Here is a 14,569-nt window from a genome sequence, read left to right as displayed (position 1 = left end):
GCCTCTGCCGTTCGGGCTCGGGTGAGGCCGGCGGAGGGTCAGACGAGCAGGGGGAGCATGGAGTGCCGCCGGCGGACGACGGCGCCGAAGCGGGCGTCGATGCGGAGCCAGGAGTCGGTGGCCGTGACGCGGACGTCGTCGCCGCCGAGGAAGCCCATGCCGGAGAGGGCGAACAGGCAGCGCAGGGGGACCTTGACGTCCAGGCCGGAGCCGCTGACCGTGAGCACGGTCTGGTCCAGCAGGGATGCGGGCGGGGTGCCGTGGGGGCCGGTGTTCTCGCGGGCGACGGCCACGCCCTGCTCCGCGAGTTCGGACACCACGTTGCCGGGCAGGCGGTCCACCGGGAGCCAGCCTGCGGTGGGCGGCAGCGCGGAGCGCCACATCAGGTCGCGGGCGGGGCCGGGGTCGACGGTTGCGCTGCGCACCACGGCCAGGCCGGTGAGCAGGTCGTTGCCGGACACCGTCACGTCGCCGGGGGTGATGCGGCCGGCGACGGTGCGGGTGGCCAGGGTGTCGAACGGGGTGGCCACCCAGGCGTCGAGCAGGTCGTCGGACGGGCGGTTGCGCAGGCGCACCACGGTCTGGGCTTCCAGGCGCACCGCGCGCGCGACGAAGGCGCCGAGGTCGTCCCGTTCGGCGGGATCGGCGAGGACCAGTTCAGGCACCGTTACCTCCGGCTCGCCAGCCCGCGAGGAAGTCGCGCTCGGCTTCGAGGAGACGGCGCGGGCGTCCGGCCGTCAGGTTGTAGGGGACCATCAGGGTTTCCGCGGTCGTCACGACCGGGCTGCCCTCCTGGCGTCCGTTGCGGACCGAGTAGTCCAACGTGAACGAGGCCGACTTCAGTTCCCGCACGGACATCTCGACCACGATCTCGTCGCCGGTGAACGTCAGCGGGGTGAGGTAGTCCACCACCAGGCGGGCCACCACGACGCCGTGCGCCATGTCCGGCACGCCGTGCCGGGCGGCCTCGGTGAACAGCAGGTCTATCCGGGCCTCTTCCAGCAGGGTCACCGTGTTGGCGTGGTTGACGTGGCCGAACGCGTCCATATCCGACCAGCGCGGACGCACACCCGTGACGAACACACCCAACTTGAACGCGCCTCCTGCCATCGCTTAGGTGGCGTTGACCCTATCCGCGTGCTACCGCCAGGTTAAGTCGGCACCCACACCGAGGAACCGGGCCAGTTCGGCGCTCTCCGCGGCCAGGTCGGGGCGGTCCGCGAACGGCCGCACCTCGAACCCGTCGCCGGTGCGCTTCCAGACCGCCACCACGCGGCCGTCGACCACCACGTGCGGGGTGAGAAAGCCACCGCCGGTCTGGATCAGCGGGGCGTGCCGGGGGTCCAGGGCGAGCGAGCGGTCGCGGTAGCCGAGGAGGTAGCTGTCGAAGTGCCCCAGCATCCGGACGGTGCCGTCGGGGTCGGCCGGTTCGTCGGCCACGTCGGGCAGGTCGCGCACCATGCGTTTCGGCAGGCCGCTCCACGTCACGAAGTCGGCCACGGTGGCGGGGCCGTAGGCGCGTCGGTAGCGCCGCCACAACCGCTCCACGGTGCCCGGCTCCGGGAGGTCTCCCAGGAGGCGGTAGGTGTCGTCCAAGCCCCGGCACAGGACGCCCGAGTGCGCGGCGAAGGCCAGGAGGTGTGCCGGGGCCTGCGACTTCGGGTCGAGCGCGATCCCGACCTCGGTCAGGCGTGCGACGAGTTCGGGTCGTTCCAGCGGTTCGGTCAGCACTTCGCGCAACGCGGGCACCGCGCGGGCGCAGAGGTCGTCGGTGAGGCCGAGTTGGGTGCGCCTGCGTTTGCCTGCCGCGACGAACACCGGACCCAGCAGGCCGATGACCCAGAGATCGTCCCGGTGGAGCAGGTGCAACGTGCCGCGCATGGCCCACGTGCGGATCGCGTCGCCGTCCAGGGACTCCACGCCGCGTGCCCGTGCGGCCAGCCGCAGCGCCGGAACGTCCTGCGCCTGCAAGGCGAACACCGAGTCGAGCAGCTCGTCCAGGCTGCCCGCCCGGTGCGACAGGCGCTGGGCGCGCATCCGCTGCGCGAGAACGGTCATCCGCACCACCGCCTGACAGGTCGCGGGCGAGACGCCCGGCTTGCTGTTGACCGCCCGGCTGACCGTCGCCTCGCTCACGCCTGCCTGGTCGGCGATGTCACTGAGCCGCGCTGTCACACCGGGTGACTCTACGGCCGTGCCACCGCGCAGCCGGGTCCGGCGGCACGAGCGTCGCCACGCGCCCGGACCTCCGTCCGGTCGCCCGCGTTCGTCGGCTGCCGCGCCGGCGAACGGGGCCGGGTCCCTCAGGACCCGGCCCCGTTCGGCTAGCGGATCATGCTCCGCACCTGTCGCGCCGCCACCGACAGCGTCGCCAGGTCCAGTCGGTTGACCCGGTTGATCTCCGCGAGCGCCGCTCGCGCCCGGCCCAACCGCGAGGCGTTCGCCTGTTCCCACGCGGCGATCTTGTCCGCCGCCGGGTCACCCGGCTCGCTGGACCGCAGCACGTCGATCGTGATCGACCGCAGCGACGAGTAGAAGTCGTCCCGCAGCGCCAGCCGGGCGAGGGCGTGCCACCGGTTCCCGCGCTCCAGGCCGCTGACCGAGCTGAGCATCCGGTCGACGTCCAGGTGCTCCGACAGCGCGAAGTACAGCTCGGCCGTCTCCAGGTGCGAGCGCTCGGTGCCCGCGCCCAGGCCCTCCTCGCGCTCGGCGAGTTCGGCCACCTCGGTCACGTCCAGCAGGCCGTAGGTGAACAGCAGCACGGCGATGCGCTGCGCCAGCTCCACCGGCACGCCGGCCTCGACCAACCGCTCGACGTGCGCGACCACCGACTCCTTCTCCCGGCCCTGCAGCAGGTCCAGGGTCTTCGGGGCCAGTTCGCCGACCACGCCCGCGAAGCGGCTGATGGTCGAGCCGACCGCCAGCGGCTGCGGGCGGTTGGTGAGCAGCCAGCGGGACGCGCGGTCCAGCAGGCGGCGGGTCTCCAGGACCATGTCGTCCTGCACGTCGGTCGGGATGACGCTGTCCAGCGCGCGGATCTCCCGCCACAGCGACGGCAGGTCGTAGATCGCGGTGACGATCGTGTACGCCCGCACGGCGTCCGTCGCGGACGCGCTGATCTCCTCGGTCAGCCGGAACGGGTAGGACACGCCGCCGCCGTCCACCACCTCGTTGACCAGCACCGTGGTGATGATCTCGCGGGACAGCGGGTGGTTGCCGATGGCGTCGCCGAACCGCTCGCGCAGCTCGCTGGGGAAGTAGTCGGGCAGCTTGCGCGCCATGACGTCGATCGTCGGCAGGTCGCCGGCCAGCACCTCCTCCTTCAGCGCCAGCTTCACGTGCGCCAACATGGTCGCCAGCTCCGGCGAGGTCAGGCCGTCGCCCGCCTTCTCCAGCGCCTTGAACTCGGCGGCCGACGGCAGCGCCTCCAGCGTCCGGTCGAGCACGCCGCGCTGTTCCAGGTCGGCGACCAGCCGGGCGTGCACGGACAGCATCGGCGCGGCGTGGGCGCGGGACACGCCCAGGACGAAGTTCTGCGAGTAGTTGTCGTTCAGCACCAGCTCGCCGACCTCGTCGGTCATCTGGCCGAGCAGCTCGTTGCGCTGGTCCTGGTCGAGCCTGCCGTCCCGGACCAGTTCGTCGAGCAGGATCTTGATGTTGACCTCGTGGTCGGAGCAGTCCACGCCCGCCGAGTTGTCCAGCGCGTCGGTGTTGACCTTGCCCCCCGCCCGGGCGAACTCGATCCGGCCGCGCTGGGTCAGGCCCAGGTTGCCGCCCTCGCCGACGACCTTCACCCGCAGGTCCGCGCCGTTCACCCGGATCGCGTCGTTGGCCTTGTCGCCCACCTCGGCGTGCGACTCGGCGCCCGCCTTCACGTAGGTGCCGATGCCGCCGTTCCACAGCAGGTCCACCGGCGCGAGCAGGACGGCCTTCATCAGGTCCGGCGGCGACAGCTTCGTCACGCCCTCGGGCAGGCCCAGCGCCTCGCGAGCCTCCTCGCTGACCGGGATGGACTTCGCCGTGCGCGGCCACACGCCGCCGCCCGCGCTGATCAGCGAGCGGTCGTAGTCGTCCCACGAGGAGCGCGGCAGCTCGAACAGCCGCTTGCGCTCGGCGAACGCGGGGGCCGTGGTCGGGTTCGGGTCGATGAAGACGTGCCGGTGGTCGAACGCGGCGACCAGGCGGATGTGCTCGGACAGCAGCATCCCGTTGCCGAACACGTCACCGGACATGTCGCCGACGCCGACGACGGTGAACTCCTCGGTCTGGGTGTCCGTGCCGAGCTCGCGGAAGTGCCGCTTCACGCTCTCCCACGCGCCCTTGGCGGTGATGCCCATGGCCTTGTGGTCGTAGCCGACCGAGCCACCGGACGCGAACGCGTCGCCCAGCCAGAAGCCGTAGGACTTGGACACCTCGTTGGCGATGTCGGAGAACGACGCCGTGCCCTTGTCCGCCGCGACCACCAGGTACGAGTCGTCGCCGTCGTGCCGGACCACCTGCGGCGCCGGGACGACGGTGCCCGAGCTCAGGTTGTCGGTCAGGTCCAGCAGGCCGGAGATGAACTGCCGGTAGCACGCGATGCCCTCGGCCAGGAACGCCTCGCGGTCCAGACCGGGGTCACCGGTCGGCGTCGGCGGCTTCTTCACCACGAAGCCGCCCTTCGCGCCCACCGGCACGATGACTGCGTTCTTCACGGCCTGCGCCTTCACCAGGCCCAGGATCTCGGTGCGGAAGTCCTCGCGCCGGTCGGACCAGCGCAGACCGCCGCGCGCGACCGGGCCGAACCGCAGGTGCACGCCCTCGATGCGGGGCGAGTACACGAAGATCTCGAACCGGGGCCGCGGCTGCGGCAGGTCCGGGATCGCGCGCGGGTCCAGCTTGACCGCCAGGTACGGGCGCGGGGTGCCGTCCGCGTCCCGCACGAAGTAGTTCGTGCGCAGCGTGGCCTGCACGAGGGTCAGCAGGCTGCGCAGGATGCGGTCGGCGTCCAGGCTCTTCACGTCGTCGATGAGGGCGGTGATCTCACCGACCAGCATCTCGGTGCGGGTGGCGCGCTGCGCGTCCTCCAGCGCCGGGTCGAACCGGGCCTCGAACAGGCTGACCAGCGCCTTGGCGACCTCGGTGTGGGCCAGGACGGCGTCCTCGATGTAGTCCTGGCTGTACGGGGTGCCGCCCTGGCGCAGGTACTTCGCGTAGGCGCGCAGCATCGCGGCCTGCTGCCACGTGACGCCGGCCTTGAGCACCAGGGTGTTGAACCCGTCGACCTCGGCCACCCCGCGCCACGCGGCGGCGAACGCGTCCTGGAACCGGGTGCGCACCGACTCCAGGTCCTCCTCGGACAGCTTGTCCAGCGTCACCTGGTCGATGCGCAGGCCGAAGTCGTAGATCCAGCACTCCGTGCCGTCGTCGCGGACCAGCTCGTACGGGCGCTCGTCCACCACGACCACGCCCATGCGCTGGAGCATCGGCAGCACGTCGGACAGCGTGATCCGGGCGCCCGCGAGGAACAGCTTGAACCGCCGCTCCCCCGGCTCGGCGTTGCGCGGCACGTAGAACACCATGTCCAGGTCGCCCTGGCCGAGCGCCTCGATCCGCCGGAAGTCCGCCAGGCCCTCGGCGGCGGTGAAGTCCTCCTTGTAGGCCTCCGGGAACGCCGCGGCGAACCGCTGGCCCTGCTCGGAGGCCGACTCGGCGCCCAGGCCCTGGCCGTCGGCCAGCACCGCCTCGACCATGCGGTCGTCCCACGAGCGGACCGCCTCGGCCAGCAACTGCTGGATGTAGGTGGTGTCCGGCTCGCTCTGGCGGCTCGGGTCGGTGTGCACCATGAAGTGCACGCGGGCCAGCGCGGACTCGCCGACGCGGGCGCTGTACTCCAGGTTGACGCCGCCCAGCTGGTCGATCAGGACTTCCTGCATGGCCAGCCGCGAGGTCGTGGTGTAGCGGTCGCGCGGCAGGTAGACCAGGCACGAGTAGAACCGGCCGTACGGGTCGCGGCGCAGGAACAGCCGCAGCCGGCGGCGTTCGGCGAGCGCGATCACCCCCGTCACGGTCTGGTAGAGCGTGTCCGTGTCGACGGAGAACAGCTCGGTGCGCGGGTAGTTCTGGATCACCTCCAGCATCCGCTGCCCCGAGTAGGAGTGCAGCGGGAAGCCGGCGCGGTGGATGACGTCGCGGACCCGGCGCTCGATGGCCGGGATGTCCAGCACGTCCTCGTGCAGGGCGGTCGTGGAGAACACACCCAGGAAGCGGTGCTCACCGGTGACGTTGCCGTCCGCGTCGAACGTCTTGACGCCCACGTAGTACGGGTAGACCGAGCGGTGCACGCTGGACTGGGCGCTGGCCTGGGTCAGCACGAGCAGCTTGGGCGAGAGGGCCTGCGCGCCCGCGTCCGGTCCGGCGGTGAGGCTGCGCGCCGCGAGGCTGTCCTGTCTGAGCACCCCCAGCCCGCTGGCCAGCACCGCGCGCAGGGCGGGGTCGCCGCCGGTCGTCGGGTCGTCGTGGACCAGCTCGTACTGGCGGTAGCCGAGGAACGTGAAGTGGTCGGCGGCCAGCCAGCGGAGCAGCCGGGCGCCGTCGTCGACCTCGGAGGAGTCCAGCGGCGGCGGCGAGGCCTGCAGCTGGTCGGCCAGCTGGAGGGCGGTGTCGGTCATCTTGCGGGTGTCCTCGACGACCTCGCGCACGTCGTTGAGGACGGTGTGGAGCTTGGTCTCCAGCTCCCGCGCCCGGTCCGGGTCGGTCAGCAGGTCGACCTCGATGTACATCCAGGACTCGGCCATCGCGTCCGCCGGCGGGTCGGCCGGGTCGGCGGTCGGCAGGACCTCGTTGAGCGCACCGGTCACCGGGTCGCGGCGCACCACGACGATCGGGTGCACCACCCGGTGCACCTGCACGCCGCCGCGGGTCAGCTCGGAGGCCACCGAGTCGACCAGGTAGGGCATGTCGTCGGTCACCACCTGCACGACGGTCGCGGGGCAGGTCCAGCCGTCGTGCACGCGCGTCGGGTTGAGGATGCGCACCACCGGGCGGCCGGGCACCCGGGTCTCGGCGAGCCGGTAGTTCGACCGGACCGCACCGACCAGGTCCACCGGGTCGTCGTCGTTGACTTCCTCGGCGGGGACGTGGCGGTAGTACAGGCGGATCAGGTCGGCCAACTCCGGGGCGTTGGCGGCGGCCCGTTCGATCAATTCGTCACGAGCTTGTTCGGGACTGGCCGTACGGCCGGCACCGGCATCGTGACGGGTGGCGAGCTCCGATCGGGACGGGACTCCAGTCGAGGTCATGTTCAGGCGACTCCACGCTATCCGGCACCTCTGTGTGCCGGGTCCGCGCACCACTTAACCAGATGTGCGCGACCCGGTCGGCGCAACCCTGGCGACTGAATCGAACCACTTGCGGTAAAGTGGAAAATTCATCCTGGCAAGGCTATTTTCGGCGTCCCGCCTTTGTTACCCGCGGGAAACCTCATTAAAACCTCAAATCATTTCTCAGCTTTCGGGCAACGTCCACCGCGGCGGTTCGCCGGTCACCCGCCGGATGGGCGCGGTGGTCTCGTTGTCGGTCTCCGGTGCGCCCACCGGCACGATCGGCACGGTGCTCTCGGGGTCTGCGGCGCTGGTGCCGGCCTGGGCGGCCTCGTCCTCCCGTCGACCGGCCTCGTAGGCGACCAGGGCCTCGGCGAGCAGCTCGGCGAGGCTGAGGTCGCTCTTCGGGCGGCGTGAGGCGCGCGTGACGCTGGGCGATTCGGACACGGGCGGATCGGGTTCCATGATCGGCGGCAACTCGATGGCCGTGCCGCCCACCACCACGGCTGTGACGAACGGCTCTTCCCCCGGCTTGGCGCCATCGGCCGTTTCGGGCCCTTCGGGTGCGTCAGGGGTCTGGAGCGTTTCAGGCGTCTGGGGCGTTTCAGGCCTCTGGGGCGTTCCCGTCTTCGCGGCCGACGCCGGCGGGGGTGCGGGCATGGGCTCGTCGTCCTCCACGTCCGCGTGGCCGAGGAAGCTGGACGGCCCGAACGGACTCGGCGGCACCTGGTCCGGGATCGGGACCGGCGGCACCTGGTCGGGCTCGGGCACGTCGGGCACGTCGGGCGTGTGAGGGAGGTCGGGCGCGTCAGGGACGTCGGGCACCGGATTCGGCGACGGTTCGGGCTGCGGCTTGGGCGATGGTTCGTGCGACGGCTCGCGCGGTGGGTCGGGCAGCCGCTTGGGTAGGGGCTCCGGCAGCGGCTCCGGCAGTGGCCCGGGCAACGGATCAGTCAGCGGATCAGTCAGCGGATCCGGCTGTGACGGCGACGGCTTGTCGCCCGGTTCCGGGACGTCGGGCGGTTCGGGCACCCGCGCGGTGGGGATCACGGGGCCTTTGACGAAGGCAGCCCCCAACCCGACCGGCGGCACGTCGTCATCAGGCACCGAGGGCCGGACCATGGTCGGCGAGTCGAACATGTCCACGGAGGACGGAGTCCTGCTGACCGACGGAGGAGCGTCCTCCCGCCTCCGGGACGGAGCCTCGACCCGCCACTGGACGTCCTCGCTCGGCGCGGGCACGTTCAGCGACTCAGGCATTCGCGGAGCCTCGGATGCGTCGAGTCCTTCGAAGGTCTCAGGTGCCCCGGACGCCTCAGCCATGCCGGAGGCCTCGGGCATCCTGGGAGTCTCGAACATTCCGGGGGCCTCGGGCATCCTGGGAGTCTCGAACATTCCGGGGGCCTCGGGCATCCTGGGGGCCTCGGGCATCCTGGGGGCCTTGGGCGTCATTGGAGTGTCAGGCGTCATCGGAGTGTCAGGCGTCCCCGGGTCGTGAGGTGCTTCGGGCACCTTCAGCGCTTCAGGCAGCTCAAGTGCTTCAGGCGCCTCCGGAGCCCGCCGCCGCCCTCCGGCGCGCTGGGAGTCGAGCAGCCCGGCAGCCTTCAGCGTCTCCAGCACACTCCCCCCATCCGCGCCCTGGGGAACGACAGCCGGCGCAACAGGCTCCTCGGAACCGCCTCCAGCCGCCTCCCGGGCAGCCCGCCGCCGTCCACTCCGCACCGCACCAGCAGCGGCGATCAACCCGGCAGCAGACACACTCCGCTCGGTCCCGCCCGCATCCGACTCGGCCTCGGTCGCATCCGGCCCAGTTTCGGCAGTGTCCGACCTGCTCTCAGCCGCACCTGGCGCAGTTTGAGCCGCACGTGACTCGGTCTCAGCCACACGTGACTCGGTTTCGGCCGCGCCACGTCGGGAGTCGGCAGCAACCGGGTCATGAGCCCCTCCGCCTGCGCCTGCGGGCTCGCTCGTCGGAGTTCCGGCGAACGTCGAATCACCGACTCCGGTAGCGCCGGAAACAAAAGCACCGGTCGTGCTACCGACCGTGAAGTCTTCGCTACGGAATTCCGGCGCGGAACTGCCCGCAAAACCCGAGGACTCGGCGGCGTCGGCCTCCGGCCGATACGACTCGGACCCGGAGTAACCGGTCTCGAAGTGCATGGCCTGAGCCGCCGGCAGTCCGGCCTCCGCCGGAGGTACGGCGCCCGTAGGTGATCCGGTGTCAGTCGGCGATCCGGCGTCCGCAAGGGATCCGGCGTCAGACGGAAATCCGGGGGCAGACGGGGATCCGGGGTTCGGGGCGGAAGCGGCGCGCGGCGAGTCCGGGTGAACCGGCTGGAACGCCCTGGCGAGCCCGCTGACGCCTGGTGGCGTCGTCGGGACTCCTGGCTGGGGCGGAATGGGCAAGCCCTGGTCCGGCGGGGCCGGGGTCCGCTGATCGTCGCCGGGATCGGGCGCGTCGTGCGGCGCCGGGTCCTGGGGAAGTCGGGGGAAGACGTGTGTCGTCTCCGACTGATCCGCGAGGGGTGCCTGTGGCGACGCGGGCGGCGGGATGACAGCCGGAGGAGGAGTGGCGACCGGTGGAGTAACGATCGGCGGAGGGGCGGCCTGAGCAGTGGCAGCCGGAGGAGGGGCGGTCGAGGGCGGCGCAGTGGTGTGTGCGGGGCTCGGCGGGGTGGGAAGCGCGTGGTGGGTTGCCGCCTGGGGAGGTGCCGGGGTGGCGGGTGGGAACGTCCGTTCCAGGTAGGTCTGTTCGAGGTAGGTCTGGGGGCCGGGACGGTTGAGGATCGGGCGGGCTTCACCGCTCCTCGCGTGTTCCGGCCTTCCCTGGGGGACGTGCTCGGGCTCCGCTGGGGTGGTCGGTGCGACAGGCGGAACGGTGGGCGTCGCAGGGGGTGCGGGGATTGCGGCAGGCGTAACAGGTGCGGTGGGCGGGGTGAGAGGTGGTTGGTCGGCGAGGTCAGGAGCCCGGCGGCGACCGCTGGGTGGGGCGGCCGGGTCGGCTTGGGGGGTTGGGTCGCCGAAGGGTTGGACCAGGCGCCAGCGGTCGGCTGCGTGGGCTCGGGCCGCGGAGATGCCTTCGACCGTCATGTCCTCGGCGGCCCTGCGGGCGCGTTTGACGCGCAGGCCTTCCGCTCGGTGGACCTGGACCGGGCGCCACTGGCGTAGTTGCTGCTTGACCTCGGGGGCCAGGTTCGGCTCCGGTTGTGGGGAGGTCGTGCGTGGTTCCCGGCGCAGCAGGGCCGTCAACTGGTCGTGCAGGCCGGTCGGCTGGCGGTGCACGCCGGAGAACTCGGCGGCCAGCCTCGCCCGCACCGCGTAGACGGCTCGGGCCCTGCGGCGTTCGGCCGCGTGGGCGGAGCGGAGGTTGGCCAGGGCTTCCGACAGGTCGCCGGAGACCTCGTTGAGGTGGGCCAGGGCCAGCAGGCTTTCCGCCAGCAGGGTGTCCAACTGGTGGCGTTCCGCGCTGTCGGCCGCGTCCTTGAGCAGGTCGCGCGCCTGGTCCACCCGGCCGGCCGGGAGGTGGACCCTGGTCGCCAGCGCCAGGCGCAACCAGCCCGTGGACGATGCCGACGGGGCGCGGACCGGGCGGTCCAGGAGCGGGGTTCCGGTTTCGGACGCTTCGGCAGGCTTGTCGGCGTCCATCAGGGCGCACACCAGCTCCACGGTGAGGCTGCCGCGCACCTGGCCGCTGTCGGACTCCTGGTCCGTCAACTGGTCCAGCAGTGCCAAGCCTTCGCGGCCTGCCCCGATCGCCGCGTCGAGGTCGCCCCAGCGCCGGTGCTGGCCTGCCGCCGCGGCCCGGAGCAGGCCGCGCAGCAGCAGGGCGGTGTCGTGGTCCAGGACCGGGTCGGACGCGTAGAGGTGGTCGGCTTCCGCCAAGGCCTGGGCCAAGGCCGCGCCCCGGCCCACGGACACCAGGCACTCACTGGCCTGCACGAGTGCCGAGGCGCGCAGCGCGTCCGGCACGCCCTCGGCTTCGAGAACGGGGCGGACGGCGGCGAAGCCGGTCAGCGGAGCGCCCACCGAACGGGCGCTGTCGGCCAACTCGACGCGCAGCCGCCACGCCGTCTCGTGCTCCGCTTCGGTCTCGGCCGCCTTCAGGGCGTCCAGCGCCCGGTCGGCGGTCTTGACCCCGCGGCCCATCCGGTTGCTCGCGAAGACCACCAGGGACTCCGCGCGCAACCGGTCGACCTCGTCGCGGCGGGCGGAGGCGAGCGCTACCGCGCGCTCGCCCAGCACCAGCGCCAGTTCCGGTGCCCGCCAACGCAGCCGCCAGGCGGGCACGACCAGCGTGCTCACCTCGATGTCCGCCTGCGCTTCGCCCCTCGCCGCCACGGTGTCCCTACCCGGCTCAGTCTCGTGTGAGCTTGCGGTAGGTGACGCGGTGCGGCCTCGCGGCCTCCGCGCCCAGACGCTCCACCTTGTTCTTCTCGTAGCCCTCGAAGTTGCCCTCGAACCAGTACCACTGGGACGGGTTCTCGTCGGTGCCCTCCCACGCCAGGATGTGCGTGGCGACGCGGTCCAGGAACCACCGGTCGTGCGAGATGACCACGGCGCAGCCGGGGAACTGCTCCAGTGCGTTCTCCAGTGAACCCAGGGTCTCCACGTCCAGGTCGTTCGTCGGCTCGTCGAGCAGGATCAGGTTTCCGCCCTGCTTGAGGGTGAGCGCCAGGTTGAGCCGGTTGCGCTCGCCGCCGGACAGCACGCCCGCCGGCTTCTGCTGGTCGGGGCCCTTGAAGCCGAACGCGCTGACGTACGCCCGCGACGGCATCTCGACGTTGCCGACGTGGATGTAGTCGAGACCGTCGGAGACGACCTCCCACACGTTCTTCTTCGGGTCGATGCCGCCGCGGTTCTGGTCGACGTAGGACAGCTTGACCGTCTCGCCGACCTTCACCGTGCCGCCGTCGGGCTCCTCGAGCCCCACGATGGTCTTGAACAGCGTCGTCTTGCCGACGCCGTTCGGGCCGATGACACCGACGATGCCGTTGCGCGGCAGGCTGAACGACAGGCCGTCGATCAGCACCCGGTCGCCGAAGCCCTTCTTCAGCTTGTCGACCTCGACCACGACGCTGCCCAGACGCGGGCCCGGCGGGATCTGGATCTCCTCGAAGTCGAGCTTGCGGGTCTTCTCCGCCTCGGCGGCCATCTCCTCGTAGCGTCCGAGACGGGCCTTGGACTTGGCCTGGCGCGCCTTGGCGCCGGACCGGACCCAGTCCAGCTCGTCCTTGAGCCGCTTCTGCAGCTTCTGGTCCTTCTTGCCCTGGACGGCGAGCCGCTCGGCCTTCTTCTCCAGGTAGCTGGAGTAGTTGCCCTCGTAGGCGTGGGCCCGGCCGCGGTCCAGCTCCAGGATCCACTGGGACAGGTTGTCCAGGAAGTACCGGTCGTGGGTGACCGCCAGGACGGCACCGGCGTACTGCGCGAGGTGCTGTTCCAGCCACAGGACGCTCTCCGCGTCCAGGTGGTTGGTGGGCTCGTCGAGCAGCAGCAGGTCGGGCTTGCTGAGCAGCAGCTTGCACAGCGCGACCCGCCGGCGCTCGCCACCGGAGAGCACCTTCACGTCGGCGTCGGGCGGAGGGCAGCGCAGGGCGTCCATCGCCTGCTCCAGCTGGGAGTCGAGGTCCCACGCGTTCGCGTGGTCCAGCTCCTCCTGGAGCTGCCCCATCTCCTCCATCAGCTCGTCGGAGTAGTCGACGGCCATCTTCTCGGCGATCTCGTTGAAGCGGTCCAGCTTCACCTTGATCTCGCCGAGTCCCTCCTGAACGTTGCCCAGGACGGTCTTCTCCTCGTTGAGCGGCGGTTCCTGCTGCAGGATGCCCACCGTGTAGCCCGGCGAGAGGTAGGCCTCGCCGTTGCCCGGTGTGTCCAGGCCGGCCATGATCTTCAGCACGCTCGACTTGCCGGCTCCGTTCGGGCCGACCACGCCGATCTTCGCACCGGGGTAGAACATGATCGTGACGTCATCGAGGATGACCTTGTCCCCGTGCGCCTTGCGCACCTTCTTCATGGTGTAGATGAACTCGGCCATGCCCGCGATCGTAGAGCGGTGCCGATCGGGCAAGTACCTCGGACGCCGGCAACGGACGTGGTGACAACGCAGAGTTAACGCGAACGTGGGTCACCCACACCTGTAACAGCGCGTCGGGATCGCTCGGGTGCGAGGCTGTGACCAGCGGATCCAGCCGGATGCGTGAACTCGTTGCGGTGTCAAGCCCTCGTGCCTGCGCGGGAACCGCCCCGACGCCTGCCCACGACCTCCCTCCTCGATGCTCGTGATGGCGACACTCGACGGGCATTGTCCGTCGCGGGTCCGCGCACCGACCCGTTTCCGGCGTTCATGCCCCGAACGGCTCAGGACCGCACTTCGGTTGCCCCCTCCGGCTGCTGACAGTCACAGGGACCAGGGTGCCCGGCTACTCCACTCGCTTAGAGAACGCCGCTGACCGAATGACTGCCGACGGCGACCGGTTGCCGAGAGCCGACCACGGCCCGCCGACCGGCCGTGACTGCCGACCGTCACCACGAGGGCGGTGGCTCAGAACGGCACCTTCGCTTTCCGCGACCGGTCCCCGCCGTCATCGGGGGACGCGGCGCCCTCGCCGTCCGTGCTCGCCGGCCCGACGTCGTCGGGGCTCGCCGGCACGACGGTGTCGGGCGGGTCTCCGCCCTTCTGCCAGGTGTAGACCGCCGGCTCGTCCCTGGGGTGCGGGATGAGGGCCTCCTGGTTCGAGCGCGGCGTGGACGTGGTGGCGTCGCCGTCCTTGCGGAGGCGGGTGACGACCGCCGTGCACGAGGCCAGGTTCGGCCCCACCGCCTGCGCCTCGACGTCCACGAACTGGCGGACGCCCTCGCCCTCGGTCAACTCCTTGATCGTCATCTTGCCGTGCACCACGATCGGGTCGTTCTTGGTCAGGGACAGGTGGACGTTGTCGGCGAGGGCGCGCCAGCACGTGACGGACAGGAACATGTGCGCGCCGCTCACCCAGACCTGGCGGTCCGGGTCGAAGCGGCGTTCGGTGGTGAGCATGCGGAACTTCGCCCGGCTGTCCCCGGTGCCGACGGTGGTGCGGGTGACCGGGCTGGCCACGATGCCGCTGAGCGTGATGCGGGTTTCGTTGTAAGCCACTGCTGCCTCCTCGGGTTGATCTCCTGGGTCCAGGTTGCCGGGCGCTGAGCTGGGACGAAAGCCCCGGATCGCGATCTGTGGACAACTTCCGGGGCTGTGGACAAACTATGAGTGAGCGCTCACTCGTTGACATGAGTGA

At 71.1% G+C, this 14,569-nt stretch carries 7 protein-coding genes; all 7 read right to left on the bottom strand.

Going from position 1 to position 14,569, the window contains the following annotated elements; all coding sequences use genetic code 11:
• Window positions 1-38 precede the first annotated feature (38 nt).
• Entirely contained in the window at window positions 39-665 is a 627-nt protein-coding gene (locus tag FHS29_RS21005; RefSeq protein ID WP_184692930.1) for a DUF8010 domain-containing protein, read from the bottom strand.
• Window positions 658-1,089, bottom strand: coding sequence for an acyl-CoA thioesterase (locus FHS29_RS21000; protein ID WP_184692928.1), 432 nt, complete (start codon window positions 1,087-1,089; stop codon window positions 658-660). Before FHS29_RS21000 ends, FHS29_RS21005 begins: the two co-directional genes overlap by 8 nt.
• Window positions 1,090-1,140: 51 nt before the next feature.
• Window positions 1,141-2,175 (bottom strand): DNA glycosylase AlkZ-like family protein, encoded by a 1,035-nt coding sequence (locus tag FHS29_RS20995; RefSeq protein ID WP_184692926.1) that lies wholly within the window; start codon window positions 2,173-2,175, stop codon window positions 1,141-1,143.
• 149 nt (window positions 2,176-2,324) lie between these two features.
• Window positions 2,325-7,280 carry an NAD-glutamate dehydrogenase gene (locus FHS29_RS20990; protein WP_184692924.1) on the bottom strand — a complete coding sequence of 1,652 codons (4,956 nt, stop codon included), beginning with the start codon at window positions 7,278-7,280 and terminating at the stop codon, window positions 2,325-2,327.
• 204 nt (window positions 7,281-7,484) lie between these two features.
• Window positions 7,485-11,639: a hypothetical protein gene (locus FHS29_RS20985; RefSeq protein WP_184692922.1), complete on the bottom strand. Its 4,155-nt coding sequence runs from the start codon at window positions 11,637-11,639 to the stop codon at window positions 7,485-7,487.
• 16 nt (window positions 11,640-11,655) lie between these two features.
• Window positions 11,656-13,332, bottom strand: coding sequence for an energy-dependent translational throttle protein EttA (gene ettA, locus FHS29_RS20980; RefSeq protein ID WP_184692920.1), 1,677 nt, complete (start codon window positions 13,330-13,332; stop codon window positions 11,656-11,658).
• 507 nt (window positions 13,333-13,839) lie between these two features.
• Window positions 13,840-14,430 (bottom strand): single-stranded DNA-binding protein, encoded by a 591-nt coding sequence (locus FHS29_RS20975; protein ID WP_184692918.1) that lies wholly within the window; start codon window positions 14,428-14,430, stop codon window positions 13,840-13,842.
• Between the last annotated feature and the right edge of the window lie 139 nt (window positions 14,431-14,569).

The sequence above is a fragment of the Saccharothrix tamanrassetensis genome, from assembly GCF_014203665.1.
GTDB lineage: Bacteria > Actinomycetota > Actinomycetes > Mycobacteriales > Pseudonocardiaceae > Actinosynnema > Actinosynnema tamanrassetense.
Note: the sequence above shows the minus strand (reverse complement) of the source record. Positions and strands in the feature narration are given on the sequence as shown.